At 60.4% G+C, this 22,888-nt stretch carries 15 protein-coding genes; 7 read left to right on the top strand and 8 right to left on the bottom strand.

All coding sequences use genetic code 11. From position 1 onward, the window contains the following. Positions 1–49 precede the first annotated feature (49 nt). From IEW17_RS01750 to IEW17_RS01730, 5 genes are all read right to left on the bottom strand, one after another. The gene (locus tag IEW17_RS01750; protein ID WP_188560349.1) at positions 50–298 is read right to left on the bottom strand and encodes a hypothetical protein; all 249 of its coding nucleotides are present in this window, start codon (positions 296–298) and stop codon (positions 50–52) included. Between the two features lie 110 nt (positions 299–408). Then, entirely contained in the window at positions 409–1,920 is a 1,512-nt protein-coding gene (locus tag IEW17_RS01745) for an MFS transporter (RefSeq protein WP_188560289.1), read from the bottom strand. A gap of 51 nt (positions 1,921–1,971) precedes the next feature. After that, complete coding sequence (locus IEW17_RS01740; protein ID WP_229748737.1) at positions 1,972–3,516, bottom strand: hypothetical protein; 1,545 nt, start codon at positions 3,514–3,516, stop codon at positions 1,972–1,974. Between the two features lie 140 nt (positions 3,517–3,656). Then, positions 3,657–4,079, bottom strand: a complete 423-nt coding sequence (locus tag IEW17_RS01735) for an IS1/IS1595 family N-terminal zinc-binding domain-containing protein (RefSeq protein WP_188560288.1) — start codon at positions 4,077–4,079, stop codon at positions 3,657–3,659. An 89-nt stretch (positions 4,080–4,168) separates the two neighbouring features. Then, positions 4,169–5,107 carry a M28 family peptidase gene (locus IEW17_RS01730; protein WP_188560287.1) on the bottom strand — a complete coding sequence of 313 codons (939 nt, stop codon included), beginning with the start codon at positions 5,105–5,107 and terminating at the stop codon, positions 4,169–4,171. 61 nt (positions 5,108–5,168) lie between these two features. Between IEW17_RS01730 and IEW17_RS01725 the strand changes: the two genes are divergently transcribed. The 5 genes from IEW17_RS01725 to IEW17_RS01705 all read left to right on the top strand — a co-directional run bounded on the left by IEW17_RS01725 (position 5,169) and on the right by IEW17_RS01705 (position 15,051). Beyond that, a complete protein-coding gene (locus tag IEW17_RS01725) occupies positions 5,169–6,098 on the top strand; it encodes a flavin reductase family protein (protein WP_188560286.1) in 930 nt (309 codons plus the stop codon). Positions 6,099–6,234: 136 nt separating this feature from the next. Further along, positions 6,235–7,902, top strand: a complete 1,668-nt coding sequence (locus IEW17_RS01720) for a formate--tetrahydrofolate ligase (RefSeq protein ID WP_188560285.1) — start codon at positions 6,235–6,237, stop codon at positions 7,900–7,902. A 1,134-nt stretch (positions 7,903–9,036) separates the two neighbouring features. Continuing rightward, a complete protein-coding gene (locus tag IEW17_RS01715; RefSeq protein WP_188560284.1) occupies positions 9,037–10,881 on the top strand; it encodes a DUF4331 domain-containing protein in 1,845 nt (614 codons plus the stop codon). A 32-nt stretch (positions 10,882–10,913) separates the two neighbouring features. Further along, complete coding sequence (locus IEW17_RS01710) at positions 10,914–14,756, top strand: DUF4331 family protein (protein ID WP_188560283.1); 3,843 nt, start codon at positions 10,914–10,916, stop codon at positions 14,754–14,756. A gap of 91 nt (positions 14,757–14,847) precedes the next feature. Further along, the gene (locus IEW17_RS01705) at positions 14,848–15,051 is read left to right on the top strand and encodes an Fjoh_0651 family PID-CTERM protein (RefSeq protein ID WP_188560282.1); all 204 of its coding nucleotides are present in this window, start codon (positions 14,848–14,850) and stop codon (positions 15,049–15,051) included. Between the two features lie 84 nt (positions 15,052–15,135). Here the strand turns inward: IEW17_RS01705 and IEW17_RS01700 are convergent, their stop codons facing one another. Continuing rightward, positions 15,136–16,362 carry an alanine dehydrogenase gene (locus tag IEW17_RS01700; RefSeq protein WP_188560281.1) on the bottom strand — a complete coding sequence of 409 codons (1,227 nt, stop codon included), beginning with the start codon at positions 16,360–16,362 and terminating at the stop codon, positions 15,136–15,138. Between the two features lie 87 nt (positions 16,363–16,449). Continuing rightward, positions 16,450–16,887, bottom strand: a complete 438-nt coding sequence (tsaE, locus tag IEW17_RS01695; RefSeq protein ID WP_188560280.1) for a tRNA (adenosine(37)-N6)-threonylcarbamoyltransferase complex ATPase subunit type 1 TsaE — start codon at positions 16,885–16,887, stop codon at positions 16,450–16,452. 213 nt (positions 16,888–17,100) lie between these two features. On the opposite strand from tsaE, the gene IEW17_RS01690 reads away from it, so the two are divergent. Together IEW17_RS01690 and IEW17_RS01685 are read left to right on the top strand one after the other, a co-directional pair. Further along, positions 17,101–19,557, top strand: coding sequence for an outer membrane beta-barrel protein (locus tag IEW17_RS01690; protein ID WP_188560279.1), 2,457 nt, complete (start codon positions 17,101–17,103; stop codon positions 19,555–19,557). A gap of 144 nt (positions 19,558–19,701) precedes the next feature. Continuing rightward, complete coding sequence (locus tag IEW17_RS01685) at positions 19,702–20,958, top strand: pyridoxal phosphate-dependent aminotransferase (RefSeq protein WP_188560278.1); 1,257 nt, start codon at positions 19,702–19,704, stop codon at positions 20,956–20,958. 193 nt (positions 20,959–21,151) lie between these two features. On the opposite strand, the gene porX is transcribed toward IEW17_RS01685, so the two are convergent. Then, positions 21,152–22,720 (bottom strand): T9SS response regulator signal transducer PorX, encoded by a 1,569-nt coding sequence (gene porX, locus IEW17_RS01680; RefSeq protein ID WP_188560277.1) that lies wholly within the window; start codon positions 22,718–22,720, stop codon positions 21,152–21,154. Between the last annotated feature and the right edge of the window lie 168 nt (positions 22,721–22,888).

The following is a 22,888-nucleotide window of genomic DNA, read 5'->3' as shown; positions in this document are numbered from 1 at the left end:
TGACTGAGTTAAATCCCCATGCCTCTCTCCTTTCTAATTCTCAATTTTTTTAATTTTTAATTGACCCCCGCGAGAGCCAGCCGGTCAATCCTACCAGCAGAATCCAGGTGAGCAGCACGTAGAGGTAGAGCACGGGCACACCGCCCACCCGCCCGTCGTGGTCGAACACCGCCAGCAGGGGGAAATTGAGCAGTAGCCCAAAGAGTACCGCCAGAAACAGCAGGCGCTGGCTGCGGCGGGATTCCGAGCGGTCGGGGTGCGGGTGGGGCGGCACGGGAAAATCGGGCTTGGTAGGCATAAAACGAGTGTTGCAGCTCAGTAACAGCAGCCCTCCAATTTAACGAAAAAGCCGCCAGTCCAACGGACCGGCGGCTTTTTTGGGCTTACCTGAACCCGGACGCAGGGCCGTTAGGCCCCGGCCGAGGGCTCGTCATCCATGAGTTTTACGTTGCGCACATCTTTCATCAGGGCCGAACCGATGAAAAAGCAAATCAGCGCAATGGCTACCGGGTAAATGAGGCCGGTGAGCGAGCTATAATCCTTCCAGAACGTGCCGGGGGCTTGCTTGGCGGCCCATACCGTGACGGAGGTGGCGATGAGCGGCACGAAGCCCCCGAACACGCCGTTGCCGATGTGGTAAGGCACCGAAAGCGACGTGTAGCGCACTTTGGTGGGGAACAGCTCAACGAGGTAGGCCGCGATGGGTCCGTACACCATCGTCACAAAAATCACGAGGCAAAACACGAGCAACATCATGGGCACCAACTGGGGCGACAGGGCCTGCATGACGGCGGGCACGGCGGCCACGGCGGCGCCAGCGGCATCCACGGTGGCGGGAATGGCCGGGGTCTTTTCGGTCAGCGGGCCGGAGAAAGCCTTGAGGCCGTAGAAAATCGGAATCGTGAACAAGGCCGCGGACAGCAGGCCGGTCATGATGATGCGCTTACGGCCGATGCGGTCGGATAGCGAACCAAAATACACGAAGAACGGCGCAGCGGCCAGCAGGGCCACGCACAGCACGATGGAGGCCGTGACCTGGTCCATCTTGAGGGTGGCCTGCATGAAGGAGTAGGCGTAGAACTGGCCCGTGTACCAGACCACGCCCTGGCCCATGGTCACGCCAAACAGGGCGATGAGCACCAGCCGGCGGTTTACCGGGTTTACGAAGGAATCGCGCAGCGGATTGGTGCTGGTTTTGCCTTCGTTTTTGGCTTTGGCAAACAGCGGCGACTCGGCCAGTTTGCGGCGGATGTAGTAGGAGGCGATAATCAGGAAGCCCGACAGCAGGAACGGAATGCGCCAGCCCCAGTCCTTAAAGTCGGCCTCGGGCATGGATTTCTTGGTAATAACAATCACCAGAATGCTAAGGAAGAAGCCGGCCGTGGCCGTAATCTGGATAAATGAAGTGTAGTAGCCACGCTTGTTGTCGGGCGCGTATTCGGCCACGTAAGTAGTGGCCCCGCCGTACTCCCCACCAATCGCCAGGCCCTGCAACAGGCGCAGGACCAGCACAATGGCCGGGGCCAGCCAGCCAATCTTGTCGTAACTCGGAATCAGGCCCGTAACCAGCGTGGCCCCGCCCATGAGCAGCAGCGTGACCAGGAAGGTGTACTTGCGTCCAATCATGTCGCCGATGCGCCCGAAGAACAGCGCCCCGAAGGGCCGCACGACAAAGCCCGCGCCGAACACGGCCAACGCCCCGAGCAGCGTGTCTTCGGGCTTGCCCTTCGAACCGAAGAGAACCGGCCCGATAACGGCGGCCAGCGAACCGAAAATGTAGAAGTCGTACCACTCAATCACGGTACCCACGGAGGAGGCCGTGATGACCTGCCAGATTTTGCTGGTCGGGGTCGAGTTGTTGTCGTGGGCTACCGGTCCATCTACCTCGGCCCCGTAAGGTTGGGTTAAACGCTGTTCCATGTCAAGTCAGAAAAAATTGGTGAGAAAAACAAGCAACGGTGAGCGGCCGGCCTACAAAAACACCTGCGTTTGCAGGGTGATTTCGGGGCGGTATTTCACGTTTTCCACGTTGGTGAAATCGGGGCGGGCGCGGTAGTTGAGGGTAAACTTGGCATTGTGGCTGTCGATGTAGAAGTTGGCTCCGCCATCGAAGATGTTTACGTTTTTCTGGTTGCCAGCGGCAGTTTTCAGGCCTTCGTAGCCGGCCAGTTGGTAGGCGGCATAGGGCTGCACGCGCAGCTTGGGGCCCAGCACGTTTTTGGGCAGCAGGAAGCCGGCCTGGGCATAGCCCACCTGGCCCGTGCCAGACTGCGGCACGGCATTGCCGCGGCGGGAGGCGTCGCCCGATACGATGCCGTAGCCGGGGTTGGCCAAGCCAATGAAGCGCACATGGTTCGGGCCCATGTCAAAGTTGTAGTACACCCCGTAAAAGGTGAAAGCCGTGCCGGATTCCTTATTCACGGGCGTATCGTAGAAGGCATCGAGCGACCACAGGCCGATGTCATGCTTCTGCACCCCGTTGGCCGAGTTGTTGAAAGCACTGACGCCGGAGCCGGCCGCCGAGATGCCGGCCGCGTCGAGCACGTTGGTGGTAGGCCGCGACACCATGCCATCCTTGTTATAGAAGAAACCGCCGCCGAAGTTCAGCACGCGCTTGGTACCCAAGTAAGTACCCACGTTGAAGGGCAGCAAGTTGGACTCCTGGTCGAATAGCTCGTAGCTGATGTAACCCTGGTAAATATGGTTGGTACCCTGTGGGTTATACTGCGCCGTGTTGGTTCCCCGGTTAGTGGCCGCACCCCCGGTACCGGTGGTAGCCCCCAGTCCCAGGGGCGTGCTAAATGCCCCGGTTTGGTTGGTCAGAAACGACTCATTCACGCTCAGCGCGTAGTCGAGCTTGCCCACCCGGCCCTTGGCATATGCGCCAATGCCACGGGCAAATTGGTCGATGGCTTCAATGGTGGGCCAGTTCGTTATGGGCGCATCCATGGCGAGGTAGTTGAGCGTGCTCGACCGGGTCATGCGCGAGAGGCCGTTCTGGTAGTGCAGGCCGCCCCCCAGGTTCAGGTACTTGTTCACCTTATATTCCACCACGGCCTCGTGCAGGAACAGCTGCGGCTTTTTGCCATCTACAGCCGGCGCGAAACCGCCGCCCACAGCCGTCTGGTTGTTGATGCCAAAGTGCGTGTATATCAGAAAGCGCGAGTTGAGCTGAGCTAAAATGATGGCGCGCGAGCGCCGCAGAGCAAAGTCAAACTGGCTATCCTGAGGCTTACCAGGAGCCCGCGTGGTACCCGTGTTGTTTTCAGTGTAACGGGCGTACACTTGGTGCCAAGTGATGAAACGCAAGTACTTCGAGCCATCCGGCGAAATATTAATTTTCATGCCCGGCCCGTAAGGAACCGACTCGGTAGGCACCACTGGTACGGGCGGTAGGGCCGGTGCCGCTGGCGGCGGTGAAGGCTGACTGCCGATGGGCACCGGCTGCACTTGGGCCGAAACGCCGGCAGCAGCTAGCAGGGCGCTCAATGTCAATGCGTAGCGTACATTTTGCATGAACGAGGTGGGGTTTGATGTTGGTGAATTGGAGAATAGTCCCGCCTCCAGCTTTGCACTGCCAAACGGGTACCCCAAACGTATGCATTCCCTACCCGCAAGCTATGCAGTAGCTATACTTCTGCAAATCGTCTATAGCCCTACCTTGCTCGGAACCGTTCCCACCGAATCACCATGAACTTATCCCCGAGTTCAGTCACCATCATGCCGGCCCCTTTCACGTTCTCAGGCTTCTGAAAGAACTCAGCCAGTTCCTTCTGATTGAGTATTTTGTAAGTAGGGTGGTAATCGGTCTGGCGCGGGGCCTTCACGCCGTATTTTTTCACCCAGTTCATCACACTGACATGGCTCACGCCCAGCAGGCGTTCAATCTCCCGGTAGCTTACGCCCTCAATAAACAGCTGTAAGGCCTTAATAACGTAGTAGCTATCAACCTCCCGGCCCATTTTGGCCACCGTGTAGTGGTAGCCACAGGTTTTGCACTTAAACCGCTGCCGCTCGTTTATGACGCCACTTTTGGTGGCTTCTGGCGAGTCGCATTTGGGGCAGGAAGGAGCATTCATGGAACAAAGTCGATTGCGGTAACGCCGTAAAGCTACAGTTATTTAGCAAACATATATCTGTTTAGCAAATGACTGGCTAAAACCGACAACTATTGACCACCCATTAACGTGGCCAGCAGGGCATCCACGGCCAACCCCAGGCGGCGCATGTCCAGCCGAGCCAGGGTATCGGTGGTTTCGTGGTAGCTGCGGTTGCGATAAAAAGCGGTATCGGTGAGCAGCACCGCCGGGTAGCCGAAATGCCAATAGTTGAGGTGGTCGGAGAAATCAATACCCGATAGCCACGCCGGGGCTTTGAACCGCTTCACGGGCAAGGCGGCAACGCTGCGGTAGTGCCGCGCAAACCGCCGGCCGAAGCGGCCGTTGCCGAATTTCTGAGCCACCGTCACGTAGTTGCCCCGGCTGCCATAGATGAATTTCAGCGGCTCGAACGGATAGTGCTGGCTGTGGCGGCGGTCATCGAAATAGCCCAGCATTTCGAGCGCCACCATGCCCCGCACTGGCACCCCAGCCGCCCGCAGCGATGCTGCATGCACGTAGCTGCCCATGTGCGGCGTGCGGAAAAACGGCGGCTCTTCCAGCGTATACGCCACCAAATCGATGCGAAACGGCAGCGTCGGCAGCTGCCCGAGCTGCCGCGCCAGCTCCAGCAGGGCGGCCACGCCGGTGCCGTTGTCGTCGGCGCCGGGCTGCTCCCCGCACACGTCATAGTGCGCCCCGATTATTATTCGTGGGCCATTAGCAGGGCCAAACGAGCCCAGCACATTGCGGTAGGTCTGGCCATTCACTGCGTAGGGCTGCTCTCCTATTTCCTGGGCACCAGCCGCCCGCAAGCACCGCTGAATGTAGCGGGCTACCGAGTCGAGCACGACCGGATGCTGATAGTTGCGCGGCTGCGGCGTTGTGGTCAGAAACTGCAGGTGTTGGCGCAGCCGGGCCGTATCGGTGGGTGGCAGCGAGCTGCCGGGCCCAGCCCACGCCCGCCCAAACATACCCACCAGCACGAGGCACAGGAATAGTCGTTTCATGCCTCTAAAGCTACTTAGCTTTGACCGACCAACTACCCTACGCGGCGATTTCACCCTCACCATGCCCACATCACCCCCGCTTTTTCATTCCCTCACCCCTTCCGACCTCACGCCCGCGCAGTGGCACCCGTTTTTGGTGGGGGCCGTGGCCCCGCGCCCGGTGGCCTTCGCCAGCACCATTGATGCTGAAGGCCGGGTCAACCTCAGCCCCTACAGCTTCTTCAACGCCTTCAGCTCAAACCCGCCCATCCTGGTGTTTTCGCCGGCCAACCGCGTGCGCGACAATTCCCAGAAGCACACCCTGCAAAATGTGCGCGAAGTGCCCGAAGTCGTCATTAATATCTGCGATTTTGCGCTGGTCGAGCAGCTGTCCCTGGCCAGTACCGAATACGCCAAGGGTGTCAACGAATTCACCAAGGCAGGCCTCACCGAGCTGGCTTCGGAGCTGGTGCGGCCACCCCGCGTGGCCGAGGCCCCGGCTGCGTTCGAGTGCGTGGTGGAGCAGGTCATCGAGCTGGGCCACAACAACGGGGCCGGCAACCTTATTATCTGCCGGGTGGTGCGGGCCCACTTCCGGCAGGATATTCTGCTGCCCGATGCCGCCGGCATCGACCCCTTCAAGCTGGACGCCGTGGCCCGGCTCGGGGGCGACTGGTATTGCCGCGCCAGCGGCAGCAGCCTGTTCGAAGTCGCCAAGCCCAACCGCCACATCGGTATCGGCATCGACCAGCTGCCGGAGCACCTCCGCACCTCCACCGTGCTCACCGGCAACGAGCTGGGCCGGCTGGCCAACATCGAGCACAGCGCCCTACCCACCCCGGCGCAGATTGAGGAATTCCGGGCCGAGCCGATGGTGGCCTACCTCCTCAACAAGCACCGCGACGATGCCGCGGAGCGTGCGCAGCAACTTCTCCAGCTGGGCCGCCAGTTTTTGGCCGAAGGGCGGCTGGTGGAGGCATGGAAAACGCTGCTGCTCACCCCAAATACCTGATTAGTTATCGGGGCTGTGTCCGTTTCACGAGCGGCTGGCAGTCAAAATCTACCCGGCTGGCTTTTAACTTCATTGCCGCCGCCGCACAAAACAACAGGTTTCCTGTTGGCCTATACAAACCGCTTAAAGCCCCTTTATGTCCGACATCTCCATTGCCCAATCCGTTGTTTTACCGCCCATCAAGGAAGTAGCTGCCCGCCTGGGCATTGCCGAAGACGACCTCGAACTCTACGGCAAGTACAAAGCGAAGCTGCCCCTGCGGCTAATTGATGAGAAAAAAGTGGCAGCCGCCCAGCTGATTCTGGTTACGGCCATCACCCCCACCCCGGCCGGCGAGGGCAAAACCACGGTATCCATCGGCCTGGCCGACGGGCTGCGGAAAATTGGCAAAAAGGCCGTGGTGGTGCTGCGCGAGCCGTCGCTGGGGCCCGTGTTTGGGGCCAAGGGCGGGGCCACCGGCGGCGGCCGCTCGCAGGTGAGCCCAATGGCCGACATCAACCTGCACTTCACCGGCGACTTCAACGCCGTGGAAAAAGCCAACAACCTGCTGGCCGCCCTGCTCGACAACGTCATTCAGACCGCCCACCACCCGCTCGACATCGACCCGCGCACCGTGCTCTGGAAACGCTGCCTGGACCTCAACGACCGCAGCCTGCGCCAGACCATCGTGGGCCTGGGCGGCAAAGCCAACGGGGTGATGCGCGCCGATGGCTTCAATATCACGGCCGCTTCCGAGGTGATGGCCATTTTGTGCCTGGCCACCAGCCTACCCGACCTCAAGACCCGACTCGGCAACATTCTGGTGGCCTTCAGCTACACCAATCAGCCTATCTACGCCCGCCAGCTGCACGCCGAAGCGGCCATGACCATCCTGCTGCGCGATGCCCTGCTGCCCAACCTGGTGCAAACCCTGGAGCAGACCCCGGCCATCATCCATGGCGGGCCGTTTGCCAACATCGCCCAGGGCACCAACACCGCGCTGGCCACCCGCATGGGCCTCTCGCTGGGCGATTACGTGGTGACCGAAGCCGGCTTCGGGGCCGACCTGGGGGCCGAGAAATTTCTCAATATTAAGTGCGGCTACACGGGCCTGGCCCCCGCCGCCGTGGTGATTGTGGCCACTGTACGCGCCCTGCGCCACCACGGCGGGGCTACGCCGGCCCAGCTCAACACCCCCGACCTGGCCCGCTGCGAGCGGGGCTTCGCCAACCTGGCCCGGCACCTCGAAAACGCCCAAAAATTCGGTTACCAACCGGTAGTGGCCATCAACCAGTTCAGCAGCGACACCGACGAGGAAGTGGCCTTGGTGCAGCAGCTCTGCCGCGCCCTAGGCGTAACGGCGGTGCTCAGCACCAGCTGGGCCGAGGGCGGGGCCGGAGCCACCGCTCTGGCCGAGGCCGTGCTGACCAACATCGCGGCGGGCACCAACCGCCTGCGCCCGCTCTACGCCTGGGACCAGCCGGTAAAAGCTAAAATCGAAACCATTGCCCGCGAAATTTACGGGGCCGTGGGCGTTGATTATACCGCCCAGGCCGAAGCTGACCTGCGCCGTATCGACCGCCTGGGCCTGGCCGGGCTGCCCATCTGCATGGCCAAAACCCAGAAATCGTTTTCGGACAACGAGAAGCTCGTTGGTCGGCCCGAGGGCTTCCGCGTTACGGTGCGCGAATGCGAGCTGGCGGCCGGCGCGGGCTTCCTCATCCCCATCCTCGGCACCTTGCTGCGCATGCCGGGTCTACCGCCCGTACCCGCCTCGGCGGGGATGGACATCGACGATAATGGCGTGATTACGGGCTTGTCGTAGCGAAAACAACTTCCGCGCCAGCGCTGCGGTAAAAAGCTGTTTGAGTTAGCTAAAATCATTCTAAAACGGTCATGCTGAGCTTGTCGAAGCATCTCTACCGCTTCGCTTGAGCCGGTGCAACGAAGCGGTAGAGATGCTTCGACAAGCTCAGCATGACGTTCTGATTGCACAATTAATTTAGAACAAGCTATTACTTCGTGAAGATATAGCGCACCAGGAAGAGGGCTGCCAGAACGGGGCAGAGTCACGTCCTCGCGTCACTACCCCACCAAATTGGAGCCGTTTCCAACTCGGTGCGCCCTCTGGGGAATAGGTAAAAGTTGAAATTCTAATCAACTGATTTTGAACATTTAGGGTGTTTTTCTGGTCAGTGCACACCCTTTACCAAGCGGGTGTAGCGACGCGACCCTTCGCGTCTGGACGTTTAACGGTTCAGGAGTGGGAACGGCGCGGCCCGGGAGACGCGAAGAGTCGGGTCGCTACACGCTGAACTCTAACCTGGAAACCGCTGTACCTCTCAATTTTAACGCAGTAGCAGCTTCTCAGCAACGCAGTGGCAGCTTCTCAGCCATTCTTGCGCGTCATCTGCGAGCAAGCCCTGTTGCCAAGGCATTTCGGTTAGTGTTTGGTCTGCTCATGCGACGGTGTCGATTAGTTATATAATATACTTACAATCAGTTGTTTGAAGATACAATGAATCTACTCCGCTTCATCGGGGGTATTCAGTTGAAAATTATTTTTATAAATCGGCGGTGCAACTAAATCCAAGGACCCACCCGCGGCCGTAGTGATTTACGAAGGAGTTCAGTGAGAGCTGGCTCCCGGATGCACTTCCCCTTTGGGCAGCGCCACTCGTCCTCCCGACGGGCCCGGCACCTTCCCCCTCTGCACCGCTTGCCAGGCAGCCCTGCCTTTTGACTCGGCCGCGTTTTAAGTTTCGCTGCGTTGCCGCCACCTTGGCGCCAACCCACTATTTCCGATTTGCTGTTCGCTTACCCACCTCCTCGCATGCGCCAATGCTGATTTGACTGTGGGTATATTTTTTCTCAACAATTTGGTTATTAATCAAAAAATTTTCAACGCCTTTTAACTCGTCGGTTTATTTGTTCCACTTTTTCACTTGTCGCTTTTTCTATGAAGAGCTTTACTAAACCCCTCCAGTGGCTGGTCGGGGCGTGTGCCATCACGTCGCTGTCCGTCTGGAGCGCCACCCGCCACACGCCGCTGGAAGCCAGTAGCCACCGCGAAGCCCCGCTCATTGCCGATGACCCGCTGGCCGACAACACCGACGTCTATGCCTTCGTGGACCCCAACGACGCCAACCGGGTGGTGCTCATCGCCGACTACATCCCGTTTCAGCTGCCCCAGGGTGGCCCTACTTACTACACGTTTGGGGAGAATGTGCGGTATGAGATTCATGTGAAAAACGATGGCTCCACGGCCGGCGACAACGTGACGTACCGCTTCACCTTCAGCCGCGTGAACCAGGACCCCAGCACGTTTTTTAACATCCGGCTGGGCCAGCAAAATATCAAAACAACTTACCTCTGTGAGAAGAGCGTGAACGGAGGCGCTTTTACGGCCATCGTCACGGGCGGCGTGGTGCCCCCCAACAACATCGGGCCGCGCTCCATCAGCACGAGCGTCGGGCTAAACCAGCCTTCGTACGCCACCATTCGCCAAAACGCGGTGACGAACGCCACGGGCGGCAACAGCGCGGGCGAACAAATATTCTGTGGCCCTTCCGAAGACCCGTTCTTCATCGACCTAGGGGCGGTTTTTGATTTAGCTGGCGTGCGCGTAAACCAGGGCGCCCGCGATGGCTTGGCCAAGTACAACGTGCATTCTATTGCCATCAGCGTGCCTATTGCCACGCTCCAGAAAAACGGCCAGCCGGTATCGTCGCGGACCAGTATTCTGGACCCCAACTACGTGATTGGCGTGTGGGCATCGGCCAGCCGCCCCACTATGCGCACCCTCAGCGCCACCGGCGGCGCCACCACGGATAACGCGACCTACGTGCAGGTTTCGCGCTTGGGCATGCCGCTCACCAACGAAGTTATCAACCCCATCGGCAGCAAGGACGCCTGGAACCGTACCACGCCCTACGCCGAGGCGGCCATCACCGACGACTACCTCTCGAACCCCGAGCTGGGCCTGTACATGGCCGACAATGCGCCCGTGGCCCCGGCCGCACCCAAAACCGTAGCGGCTACCTACTTCGGCGAGGCGGTACCAGCGCTGAACGCCCTGCGCATCCAAACCAAGTCATTGGCCGGCTTCGCTGGTCTGCCCGCCAACGGCTTCGACTTCCGCAACCAGGCCGCGGGCCTGTTTCCGCTGAAAGGCAGTGGCGCGGTGGCCGGCACGGCGCTGGATGATGCTGCTTTTGGCAACTACTTGCTCGTATCGGGCAAACCCCGCTCGGTCGACATCAAGCCAATTTTCCACACCGGCGTGCCGAATTTACCCCCGTACCAACTGGCTACCGGCAAAGCTGGCAACCCACTGGCCCCCGGCAAGCCGTTCGTGAACAACTTCCTGCCCCTCACCTTTGGGGGCCGCACCAACCCCGGCGGCGACATGCTCCGCCTGAACATGGCCGTGCCCGCTACGCCACGCAACTCGCCCGATTTCAGCAACGAAGGCCTGTTTGCCGCCGCCGTGCTGGGCCTGACCGATGCGCGCTTTAACGGCAGCACCGCCCTGCAAATGATTCCCAATATGGACGGCTTCCCCAACGGCCGCCGCCTGGAAGATGAAGTAGTGAAAATTGAGTTGCAGGCTGTAAGTGGTGCGGCCCTTGCCGCCATCGGCCTGTGGTACGACGACTACACGCCCACCAGCCCCTCCCCCGTGACCCCCAGGCTCCGTGGCGTGCTGAACTTCTCCGCCGGGGTGGAGAGCAACGATGCCCCCTTCACCACCGCGTTCCCCTACGTGGCCGCGCCGTGGGAAGGATTTGCCAACCGTCGCTAACTCATTTCTCAACATTGATTCGTCCGAAGAAAATGACTTCCAAACTGATACATAAATACTTAATGCTGCCCGCCGTGGCAGCGGCAGCGGTTGGCCTCTCTGTGTGGAGCAGCACCAAGCACACGCCCCTCGAAGCCAGTAGCCACCGCGAGGCCCCGCTCATCGCCGATGACCCGGTGGCCGACAACACCGACCTCTACGCCTTCGTGGACCCCAACGACGCCAACCGCGTGGTCGTTATCGCTAACTACATTCCGTTTGAGCTGCCCCACGGCGGTCCCAACTACAGCACCTTTGGCGAGGGCGTACGCTACGAAGTACACGTAAAAAACAACGGTGCCACGGCCGGTGACGACATCACCTACCGCTTCACCTTCACCCGCGTGAACCAGGACCCCAGCACGTTTTTTAACATTCGACTGGGCCAGCAGAACCTTAAAACCACTTACATCTGTGAGAAGAGTGTGAATGGGGGCGCGTTCACGGCCATCGTCACGGGCGGCGTGGTGCCCCCCAACAACATTGGGCCGCGCTCCATCAACGGTGGGGCTGGCCTCAACCAGCCCGCGCCTTACGAAACGCTCCGCCAGAACGCCATCACGAATGCCAGTGGCGGCGGCAACGAGCGGATTCTTTGCGGGCCAACGGATGACCCGTTCTTCGCCGACTTGGGGGCTATTTTTGACCTGGCTGGCTTGCGCCCTGCTTCGGCCACCGATGGCTTGTCGCGCAAAAACTGCCACGCCATCGCTCTGAGTATCCCAATTGCCACGCTACAGAAGAATGGCCAAGCCGTATCGGCGGCGGCTAACATCCTGGACCCCAACTACGTGATTGGCGTGTGGGCATCGGCCAGCCGCCAGCAAATTCGCACGTTTGATTCGGCTACGGGGGAAGGTGCCAGCGGTGCCTACGTGCAGGTCTCTCGCCTGGGCATGCCGCTCACCAACGAGGTTATCAACCCCATTGGTGCTAAAGACGCCTGGAATGCCGTTTCTCCTTATGCGGAGGCGGCCATCACCGATTCCTACCTCTCGAACCCCGAGCTGGGTCTCTACACGGCCGACAACACGCCCGTGGCTCCGGCGGCGCCCAAAACCGCTAATCAGACCTTCTTTGGCGAGGCAGTACCGGCGCTCAATGCCCTGCGCATGCAAACCAAGTCGCTGGACGGCCAGCCGGGTATTCCGGCTGGTGGCTTCGACTTCCGGAACCAGGCTGATGGTCTGCAAATCCTGGTCGGCAGCCCGTTGGTGACCGGCACGGCCTTCGACCCCAACATATTCGGCCCTTACCTGCTGGTGGCCGACAATCCCCGCTCGGCGGATATCAAGCCCATTTTCCACACCGGTGTTCCCAACCTGCCCCCGTACCAGTTGGTGGTGGGCAAGACGCCTCTCTCGGCTGGCAACGCGGCTGTTAATCCGCTCTCGGCCGGCAAGCCGTTTGTGAACAACTTCCTGCCCCTCACCTTTGGGGGCCGCACCAACCCCGGCGGCGACATGCTCCGCCTGAACATGGCCGTGCCCGCCACCCCACGCAACTCGCCTGATTTCAGCAACCAAGGCCTGTTGGCTGCTGCGGTGCTGGGTATCACCGACGCGCGCTTTAATGGCAGCGCCGCCCTGCAGAACATCCCGAATATGGACGGCTTCCCCAATGGCCGCCGCCTTGAGGATGCAGTGGACCAGATTGAGCTGAAAGCAGTGGGCGGCTTGGTATTAGCCGCCGTGGGCTTGTATTTCGACGACTTCGCCGCCGGCAGCACCAACCCACTCACGCCCAAACTGCTGGCGGAAGTAGGTTTCACGACGGGTGTGGAAGTCAACGACACCACTTTCCGGAGCGCCTTCCCTTATATCCAAACGCCTTGGAGTGGCACCGGTTCGGCCAGCGGCCCCACCAACGTGGTGGTAAACCCCAACCTGACCGTAAGCACCGCCACGGGCGTAGATGCCGGCACGTACAACAACGTGACCATCACCAGCACCGGCGTGGCTTCCTTCAATGGCCCCGTGCGGGTGAACGGCACGCTGACCCTGCAAACGGGCGGCACGCTGAGCACCCAGGGCGTATTGGCCACCAGCTGCCTGCCCATTACCGGCCCCGGCAGCTTCGTGATGCAGCCTGGCTCAACGCTGCGCATCTGCAGCCCCGACGGCATCAGCGCCACGGGCGCTACCGGCGCTATCCAGCTCACCGGTACCCGCACTTTTGCCCCGGATGCCAACTTTGTGTACAACGGCCTGGAAGCCCAGACCACCGGCGCGGGCCTGCCCAGCCAGGTACGCAGCCTGACCGTAAGCAACGCCGCCGGCCTCACCGTGAACAACGGTGGCATCAGCATTGCCCAGACGCTGGCCCTGACCAGCGGCAACCTGACCACCAGCGCCAGCCAGATGCTGACCCTGCTCTCGACGCCCACCGCCGGTACTGCCCTCGTGGTGAACACCGCTGGTGCCGTAGTTGGCCCGGCCACCGTGCAGCGCGCCATCGACCCGGCCTTCAATGCCGGCCCAGGCTACCGCCACTACAGCTCGGCGGTGACCAGCACGACGCTTTCCGACCTGACCAATACGCCGGGCTTCACCCCGATTTACAACCAGACCTACAACACCGCCACAACCCCGAATACGACCACGCCTTTCCCCAACGTGTTTGGCTACGACCAGAGCCGCGTGACCCTGGCGGCCAATTCGGTGCCAGCCTTTGACCAGGGCTTCTTCGTACCCGCGCCCGGCGACATTATGGGCTTGCTGACGGGCTACACCGTGAATATTTCGGCCACGGCCGTGGTGGACGTGATGGGCACGCTCAACAACGGGACCGTAACCCGCAGCAACCTGACCCGTGGCGCGCAGGCGCAGAGCGGTTGGCAGCTGTTGGGCAACCCTTACCCTTCGCCGCTCGACTTCAGCCAGACGGCCGGCGTGACGCGCACCAATGTAGATGACGCCATCTACGTATACCAGAGCACCGGCCAGTACGTGGGCCAGTACCGCAGCTATATAAACAACGTGGGCAACCCGCTGGTGTCGTCCATGCAGGGCTTCTTCACCCGCGTGAGTACCGGGCAAACGACGGGCAGCTTCACGCTGAACAACACCGCCCGCGTCACCACGTTCTCGACCATGCCGAGCTTCAACCGGGGCACGGCCGAAACCCGTCCGCTGGTGGGCATGCGTCTGCAAGGCACTGCCGCCACCCTGGCTGATGAGACCTTCGTGTACTTCGAGCAAGGTGCCACGGCGGGCTTCGATGCCCGCTACGATGCCTACAAGCTGCCCAACTCCTCGGGCCTGAGCGTAGGCAGCATCATTACCGGCGACGAGCTGTCGGTGAACGGCTTGCCGCTGCTGCCCACTCCCACGGCCAGCACCACCGTACCGCTGAACGTGAGCGTACCGGCCCAGGGCACCTACACGCTGAACGCTACGACCCTGCTCAACTTCGGCGGCAATACGAAAGTATTCCTGCTTGATGCCCAGACCGGCGCGCGCATCGACCTGGCCCAGCAGCCGCAGTACACCTTCACGGCCGCTACTTCGGCGCTGCCCGGTCGCTTCAGCCTGTACTTCGGCCCGGCCGCTGGCCCGCTGGCTACCAACAACGCCGCGCTGGCCAAGCAGGTACAACTGTTCCCCAACCCGGCCCGTGGCAGCTTCACGCTGATTGTGCCCGCCGAAATGGGCCGCACGACCGTCACGGCTGTTCTCTACAACCAACTCGGCCAAGTGGTGGCCCAGCGCAAGCTGACCATGACCGCCGCCGGGGCTACGTCCCAGTTCGACGTGTCGAACCTGGCCTTCGGCATCTACTCGCTGCAGCTGTCGTCCGACGCGGGCAAAGTGGTCAAGCGCGTAGTAATTGAGTAGTAAAGCGTTGATAAAACAGCCCAGGTCGGGTTTTCCGACCTGGGCTTATATCGTCTTTTTTCGGTTATTCTTTCATTCCAGTTTCTTTCACATGAAAAAATATGCACTCTTGAGCGCATTATGCGTTTTGTTCAGCGCCGCCACGGCCCTGGCCCAACCCGGCTCCGGCGGCCCCACTCCCGGCCCAACGGTTGACCCGACTGCCGTGCCCATCGATGGCGGCGCTTCCCTGCTATTAGCCAGCGGCGTTGCCTTCGGCCTGAAAAAGCTCCGGGACCGCCGCAAGGCGCGGTAATTTGATTCTGGCAAAACGAAAAGGCGACCTACTTTCCAGTAGGTCGCCTTTTCGTTTTGAAGGGATACGCTTTTTTGATGGGTTTTAATTCCGCACCGCAATCAGCAGCCCCAGTTCCTTGTACCGCATGTTAAATTTCTTGGCAATCATGGCATTGGTCAGCGAGCCACGGTAGATATACACGCCGCAACGGAAATGCTCGTTGGTGAACAGCACTTCGTTGATGCCGCCGTACTGGCTGATTTCCTGGAGGATGGGCGTAAAAATGTTGCTCAGCGCATTGGTGGCGGTGCGAGGCACGCGCGAGGCGATGTTGGGCACGCAGTAGTGCACCACGTCGTATTTGCGGAACACGGGCTTGCTGTGGCTCGTCATTTCACTGGTGTCGAAGCAGCCGCCCTGGTCAATGCTGACATCGATAATGACGGAGCCGGGGGCCATGCTGGCCACCATTTCCTCGGGCACCACGAAAGGAATGCGGCCATCTTCTACCGCCAGTGCTCCAATCACGACGTCGGCCCGGCGGATTTGCTGGCTCAGGGCAAACGTGTCCAGGGTGCTGGTGTAGAGCTGCATGCCCAGGTTGTGCTTGAGGCGACGCAGCTTATAAAGGTGGTTATCGAAGACTTTCACCTCGGCCCCGAGGCCGGTGGCGGCGCGGGCGGCGTACTCGGCTACCGTGCCGGCCCCCAAAATCACTACCTGCGATGGCGGCACCCCCGTAATACCGCCCAGAATGATGCCCTTGCCCTCGTTGGAACGCGCCAGGTATTCGGCCGCAATCAGCATCACGGTTGAGCCCGCGATTTCGCTCATGGCCCGTACTACGGGGCGGGCCCCGCTGGGGTCTTTCATCAGCTCGAAGCCGATGGCGTTTATCTTTTTGCGGGACAGCGCGGCGATGTATTCCTGGGTCATTGAGCCCATTTGCAGGGCCGAAATCAGGGTTTGGTTGGGGTGCAGCAGCTCAATTTCCTCGAGGGTGGGCGGGGCCACTTTCAGCAGGATGTCGGCCTTGAAAACTTCCTCGCTGGAATACGCAATCTGGGCTCCCGCTTCGGAATAGGCGTGGTCGGCGTACTTGCTGGGCTCGCCGGCCCCGGCTTCCATCACCACTTCGTGGCCCGCCGATACGAGGTGCTGCACGGCTTCCGGGGTGAGGCCGAGGCGGTTTTCCTGAAGCGAGGTTTCGCGCGGCAGGCCGATGAACAGCTTGCGCTTGCGCGTTTCCACGGCCAGCATCGATTCCTGGGTGAAATAGGCGCGGCTCGTGGCCAGGGACTCAAAACCGGAGGGTAGCTGTTCGGCCATAGGGAGATAGAATTAAAAATTGCGAATTAAGAATCAGGAATCAGCTCCAACGCCTCTTCCCAATGACTAGTCAATTATTTTTAATTCTTAATTTATAATTCTTAGTTTAATTGTGCGGTTTTCATTAGGCTCTACCTCCAGGCGCACTTCGAGGCGGGGCGCAGGCAAAAGCGCCTCCACGCGGGTAGGCCATTCCACTAAACAAAGATACCCGGAATCGAGGTACTCAGTTGCACCTATTCGCTCGGCCTCATCAATGGAATTGATGCGGTAGAAATCGAAATGATACACGGGCTGCCCACTAGCTGCCCGGTACTCGTTGACCAAGGAAAACGTGGGGCTGCTCACATCGTCTTCGATTCCCGTGGCCGCAGCCAGCGCGCTGATTAACGTGGTTTTACCCGCGCCCATCTCACCCTCGAAGACCACTACGCGGCAGCCCGATACGGTAATGGCGGCCTGCACCTGGCGGGCGACGGCGGGCAAATCGGCAAGGGTATTCGCGGTAACCAGCAGTGGTAGCATGAGGCAAATTTACCGGCTCCGTGGCAGACCCTGACGCCAGATTTTGGAATATTAACCCCAATGCCACACCTTTACGCTTTCCTAGCTCTGGTAAAACATTCATTTAAAGGATTCTAGGCTAATTTTTTTATTCTCTTTTGAGAATGATGGCAACTGCTACTTCCGGCCGGTTTGCCACCGGCTTCCTCCTCCATTTCTACCCAGTCTTACTGCATGCCACACCTTTATCCGGGCCGGCACGGTTTTGTGCTCGCCAAAGCATTTGCCATCCTTTTCAGCGGCTTTGCTGCGGTAGTTTCTCCGCCGGCCCGGGCGCAGGCCCCGGCGGCCGTGCGCGGCACCGTAGCCAGCGGGGCGGGCGCACCCATTGAGTTTGCCACCGTCACGCTGCACCGGGCAGCCGATTCAGTAGTCATCAAAACTGAATTTAGCGACTCTCAAGGCACCTTTCAGCTAGCTGCAGGTTCGGGCAAGCGCTACCTGGTATCGGCGGCGCAAGTGGGATTTGCGCGGTACTGGAGTCCGGCGTTCGAGCTGCCCGCAATGGGGCTCACGCTGCCGGCCATCCAGCTGGCCACCAGCCACGCCACCGCCCTGAAGGAAGTAACCGTGACGGCGCGCAAGCCCTTGTTTGAGCACCGGGCCGACCGCACGGTGGTGAACGTGGCCGACAGTCCCCTCACGGCCGGCGCCACTACCATGGAGGTGCTGAGCCGCTCACCGGGCCTGACCGTTGATGCCAGCGACAACCTGGTGCTGCGCGGCCGCCAAGGCCTGCTGGTGGTTATCGACGGCAAGCGCGTGCCCCTCACGGGTACCGAGCTGGCCAGCTACCTCAGGGCGCTGCCCGCCGAACAGCTGGAAAGCATCGAGCTGATTAGCAACCCGCCGGCGCAGTACGATGCCCAGGGCGGCGCGGGCGTCATCGCCATCAATCTCAAAAAAGACCAACGCCTGGGCACCAACGGCAGCGCCAACGCCAGCTACGGGCGGGGCGAGTACGGAAAATTCACGGGCGGCGTGGCCCTCAACCATCGCCGTAAAAACCTCAATTTTTACGGCAGCTACGCTTATATCGACCGCCGGGGCTTTGTGCGGCTCGATTTTAATCGGCGGTTTTTGGCCACGCCGCAGCTCCCGGCGGGCAGCAGCGCGCTGGCAACCGAGCAACTCTCGCACCTGCGGTCGCACAGTGGCAAGCTGAGCCTCGACCTCACCCTCTCGAAGCGCACCCTGCTGGGGGTAGCCGCCACCGGGCTGCTCAGCCAAGCCACCAACGATGCTTCCAACCGCACGCAGGAATTTGGCCCGGTGGGCGAACCCACGGCGCGGTACACTTCTACGGCTTTGCAGGACGTGGGCCGGCCCAACGGCAGCGCCAACGTAAACCTGCGCCACAGCTTCGCCGACTCTGCCGCCGCCGCCACGCTCACCGCCGACGCTGACTTTGCCCGCTACCGCACCACCCGCTTGCTGGCCCTGACCAAGTATTTTGAAACGCCGGCTCAGCCCACTGACGTTGTCAGCGGCGACCAGCGCAGCAACCTCACCATCGGCGCGTTTAAAGCGGACTACAGTCGCCCCCTGCCCCACCGCGCCCGCTTCGAAACCGGTCTGAAAGTGACACAGGTGCGCTCCGTCAATAATGTTGTTTTTCTGAATAACGGCACCTTCAACTCTTTGATATCGAATGGTTTTCAATACAATGAGAATGTGAATGCCGCGTATGCAAGCGTGCGCGGGGCCACCGCCAACACCAAGCTGCAAGCCGGCCTGCGGGCCGAGCAAACCAATACCCTGGCCGCCCCGGCTGGGGAAACGGCCCGCGAGCGGCACTACCTCCAGCTTTTTCCCAGCGCCTCGGGGCAGCATACTATCAACGCGCGGCATATGCTGGGCTTTGCGCTGGCCCGGCGCATCGACCGGCCCAGCTACGGCCAGGTAAATCCGCTGCGTAATTACCTGGATGCAACGTCGTACCGGGCCGGCAACCCCGACCTGGTGGCCCAAACCAGCTACAACGTCGAGGTGTCGCACACCTACCGCCAGAAATTCAGCACCGCGCTGGCCTATACCTACACCAACCTGCCGTTTGTGAACGTGGTGCAGCCCGCCCCCGACGGTGGCCGCCTCGTGGTGAACCGCGACGTGAACCTGACCACCCAGCAGTACTACTCGCTGACCCTGACTGCACCCCTGGAGCTAGCCAAATGGTGGACGCTGTACGCCAACGGCGTGTTTTACTACACCCGCTTCCGGGGTAACCTGGCTGGCACCGCGCTCGACCGGGGCCGGGCAGCCTGCACGCTCTCGGCCAACAGCGGCTTTACCATGCCCCACGGCTGGTCGGCGGATATCAACGCGCTGTACGAATCACGGGAAGTGTACGGGTTTGAAGTAATCCGGGACCGGGGCCAACTGTCGGCCGGCGTGCAAAAAAGCCTCTGGAACAAGCAGGGCACCCTGCGGATGAACGTGGCCGATGTGCTGTATACCACCCCCATCCGCACGACCTCTACTTACGATAACTTCACCGAGTCCTTCATCTCAAAGCAGGACACCAGGGTAGCTACGGCGGCTCTCACCTACCGTTTTGGCAGCAGCAAAGTGGCCGCCGCCCGTAAGCGCGCCGCCGGCGCCGAGGAGGAGCTGCGCCGGGCGGGCGGGTAATAAGGCGGCGCTTAACAACGCTCTGCTTAAAGAGGAACGAAAAATTTCAGCAACTGCCGCTGAGACAACCTTTCCTTCTTCATTAAGCCCAACGTCTTTTACCTTTGTGGGCCGCAACGGCTTTCATTCTTCCGTTTCTAATTCATGCAAGTATCCAAAATGGCGGCCGGCCTGAGCGGCTCCGAAATTATCCGCATTGGCAACCAGGTAAGCGAGCAGGTGCGGCAGGGGGCCAACATTTGCAACCTGACCATTGGCGACTTTGACTCCGCCATCTTCCCCATCCCGGCCGAATTGAATGCCGGCATCGTCAAAGCCTACCAGGCGGGCATCACCAACTACCCGCCCGCGGCCGGAGTAGTTGAATTGCGGGAGGCCGTGGCCGAATTTCTACAAACCCGCCAAGGCCTCACCTACAGCCCCAACGATATTTTGGTGGCCGGCGGCTCGCGTCCGCTCATTTATGCCACCTACCGGGCCCTGGTCGACCCCGGCGACCGGGTGATTTTCCCGCTGCCAAGCTGGAACAACAACCACTACTGCCACCTGGTGGGGGCAACGCCCGTAACCGTACCCACTTATTCGGAAAATAACTTCATGCCCGCCGCCGCCGACCTGGCCCCCCACCTGGCCGGGGCCACGCTGCTGGCCCTGTGCTCCCCGCTAAACCCCACGGGCACGGTGTTCACCAAAGCCGGGCTGGAAGAAATCTGCGACCTCGTGGTGGCCGAAAACAAGCGTCGCGGCCCGGATGAAAAGCCCTTATACATCCTCTACGACCAGATTTACTGGCTGCTCACCTTCGGCGACACGCAGCATTTTGACCCGGTGAGCCTGCGGCCGGAGCTGCGCGACTACGTCATCTACATTGATGGCATTTCGAAGTGCTTTGCCGCTACCGGCGTGCGCGTGGGCTACGGCTTCGGGCCCGCGCCAATCATCGAAAAGATGAAGTCCATCCTCGGCCACGTGGGGGCCTGGGCCCCCAAAGCCGAGCAGGTAGCCACCGCCCACTTTCTGCCCGAGGCAGCTACCGTGGATGCGTACCTGACCGCGATGAAAAGCCGCCTAGATAGCTCCCTGGAAAGCCTTTTCAAAGGCTTGCAGGAGATGAAGGCCGGCGGGTATTCCGTTGACGCCGTGGCGCCCGCCGGGGCCATCTACCTCACCATCAAAATCGACGTCCTGGGCCGCACCGCCCCCGATGGCACCGTGCTCGCCACCACCGCCGAGCTCACCTCCTACCTCATCGCGGAAGCCCAACTGGCGCTGGTGCCGTTCAGCGCCTTCGGTTCGCCGGCTTCGGAGCCATGGTTCCGCGCTTCCGTGGGGGCCGAAACGATGGAATCTATCACAGCGGCGCTGCCGCGGCTGCGGGCGGCGCTGGATAAGCTGCAATAGCCCATCTTCCCACGCCCAGCCCCCGCCGACTATTATTTGTAGGCGGCCATGCTCATTGGCACCCCTGCAAACGACCATCGGCAGGGTTCTGACAATGAGCGGTGGCTTTCGGGACGTGTTCGCGGCTGGCGTTGGCCGGCATAAAAAAAGCCCCCTATTCAGGGGGCTTTTTTTATGCCGGCACTAGGGTGGTTCAGCCCTTTGCCGTGAGCGTCACGTACGGAATGATGCATTCCTCCAGCGAAATGCCGCCGTGCTGGAACGTGTCCTTGTAGTAGTTCACGTAGTAGTTGTAATTGTTGGGGTAGGCGAAAAAGTAGTCCCCAATCGTGAATACGTAGGCCGTACTCACGTTCTCGCGCGGCAGGAAAATGGATTCCGGCTTGCGCACCACGTACACGTCGCGCGAGTCTTCGAAGCCCAGGTTTTTGCCGTGCTTGTAGCGCAGGTTGGTGTTGGTGTTGCGGTCGCCCACAATCTTGTAGGGGCGCTTGCAACGGATGGTGCCGTGGTCGGTGGTGATGATGAGCTTGCCTTTTTTATCGGCAATCTGCTGCATCATCTCATACAGCGGCGAGTGCAGAAACCACGAGCGGGTGATGCTGCGGTAGGCCGACTCGTCGGCCGCCAGCTCGCGTATCATGGCCATATCGGTGCGGGCGTGCGAGAGCATGTCCACGAAGTTGTACACGATGACGTTGCACTTGTAGTTGTTGTGCAGGTTGCTCATCTTGCTCAGCAAGTCCTTGCCAGCCTGCAGGTTGGTCACCTTGTGATAGCTGTGCTTCACCTTCTGGTTGTTCTTCTGGAAGTTGATTTCCATGAACTCGGCCTCGTGCAGGTTCTTGCCCTCGTCGTCGTCGTCCGTCACCCACAGGTTGGGGTATTTCTTCTGAATATCCGAAGGCATCATGCCCGAAAAAATGGCATTGCGCGCGTAGGCCGTGGTGGTGGGCAGGATGGCGTAGTACATCTCCTCGCTGTCCACAGTGAACATTTCGGTGATGATGGGCTCCAGCACCTTCCACTGGTCGTAGCGCAGATTGTCAATCAGCACGAAGTACACGGGCGTGTCGCCGGTGGCCTTCAGCGTGGGAAACACCCGCTCCTTAAACAGCTGGTGCGACATGAGCGGCGCGTTCTTGTCGCTGCCGTCCACCCAGTCCTCGTAGTTCTCCGTGATGAAGCGGCCGAAGTACGTGTTGGCCTCGTCCTTCTGCATGTTGAAGACTTCGGCCATGCTCTTGCCTTCGGTCTCGTTAATTTCGAGCTCCCAGTACACCAGTTTCTTGTATACCTCGGCCCACTCGGCGGGCGAGAGGCGGTCGGAGAGCTGCATGCCAAGCTGGCGGAAATCGCGCTGGTAGCCGCTGTTGGTGGCTTCGCTCACGAGGCGCTTGTTGTCGAGCACCTTTTTCACGGCCAGCAAAATCTGGCTCGGGTTCACCGGCTTGATGAGGTAATCGGCGATTTTGGCGCCAATGGCCGACTCCATAATGTGCTCTTCCTCGCTCTTGGTAATCATCACCACGGGCACGGTGGGCCGAATGGCTTTGATTTCGGTGAGGGTTTGCAGGCCGGTGAGGCCAGGCATGTTCTCATCGAGAAACACAAGGTCGTAGCTCTTCTCCTGAATCTCCTCAATGGCATCGGCACCGCTGTTAACGGGCGTCACGTCGTAGCCTTTTTCCTTAAGAAACAGCAAGTGCGGCTTGAGCAGGTCGATTTCATCGTCGGCCCAGAGAATGGTAGTTTGTTGCATGGGTAGGGGCTTGGGGTCTTGGGGACTTTAGCGTCTCGGTTACGATGGGTAACGCAGGATGTCCCGAATGGATATACAGAACTTCGGCGGCTTTCGCTCGGCAGCGTTCCCGTTGAGGTGTTGAGCCTGCCCAAACGATGGGCCGTAGCTTCGCGTTCAGTTATTGAC

Source organism: Hymenobacter frigidus, from assembly GCF_014640435.1.
Taxonomy (GTDB): Bacteria; Bacteroidota; Bacteroidia; order Cytophagales; family Hymenobacteraceae; genus Hymenobacter; species Hymenobacter frigidus.
This window is presented reverse-complemented; position numbering and strand designations above follow the sequence as displayed.

Bases quoted from the DNA above. Each gene is read 5' to 3' on its own strand.
- IEW17_RS01750 (WP_188560349.1), bottom strand. From the start codon at position 298: ATGCCTACCAAGCCCGATTTTCCCGTGCCGCCCCACCCGCACCCCGAC.
- IEW17_RS01745 (WP_188560289.1), bottom strand. From the start codon at position 1,920: ATGGAACAGCGTTTAACCCAACCTTACGGGGCCGAGGTAGATGGACCG.
- IEW17_RS01740 (WP_229748737.1), bottom strand. From the start codon at position 3,516: ATGCAAAATGTACGCTACGCATTGACATTGAGCGCCCTGCTAGCTGCT.
- IEW17_RS01735 (WP_188560288.1), bottom strand. From the start codon at position 4,079: ATGAATGCTCCTTCCTGCCCCAAATGCGACTCGCCAGAAGCCACCAAA.
- IEW17_RS01730 (WP_188560287.1), bottom strand. From the start codon at position 5,107: ATGAAACGACTATTCCTGTGCCTCGTGCTGGTGGGTATGTTTGGGCGG.
- IEW17_RS01725 (WP_188560286.1), top strand. From the start codon at position 5,169: ATGCCCACATCACCCCCGCTTTTTCATTCCCTCACCCCTTCCGACCTC.
- IEW17_RS01720 (WP_188560285.1), top strand. From the start codon at position 6,235: ATGTCCGACATCTCCATTGCCCAATCCGTTGTTTTACCGCCCATCAAG.
- IEW17_RS01715 (WP_188560284.1), top strand. From the start codon at position 9,037: ATGAAGAGCTTTACTAAACCCCTCCAGTGGCTGGTCGGGGCGTGTGCC.
- IEW17_RS01710 (WP_188560283.1), top strand. From the start codon at position 10,914: ATGACTTCCAAACTGATACATAAATACTTAATGCTGCCCGCCGTGGCA.
- IEW17_RS01705 (WP_188560282.1), top strand. From the start codon at position 14,848: ATGAAAAAATATGCACTCTTGAGCGCATTATGCGTTTTGTTCAGCGCC.
- IEW17_RS01700 (WP_188560281.1), bottom strand. From the start codon at position 16,362: ATGGCCGAACAGCTACCCTCCGGTTTTGAGTCCCTGGCCACGAGCCGC.
- tsaE (WP_188560280.1), bottom strand. From the start codon at position 16,887: ATGCTACCACTGCTGGTTACCGCGAATACCCTTGCCGATTTGCCCGCC.
- IEW17_RS01690 (WP_188560279.1), top strand. From the start codon at position 17,101: ATGCCACACCTTTATCCGGGCCGGCACGGTTTTGTGCTCGCCAAAGCA.
- IEW17_RS01685 (WP_188560278.1), top strand. From the start codon at position 19,702: ATGCAAGTATCCAAAATGGCGGCCGGCCTGAGCGGCTCCGAAATTATC.
- porX (WP_188560277.1), bottom strand. From the start codon at position 22,720: ATGCAACAAACTACCATTCTCTGGGCCGACGATGAAATCGACCTGCTC.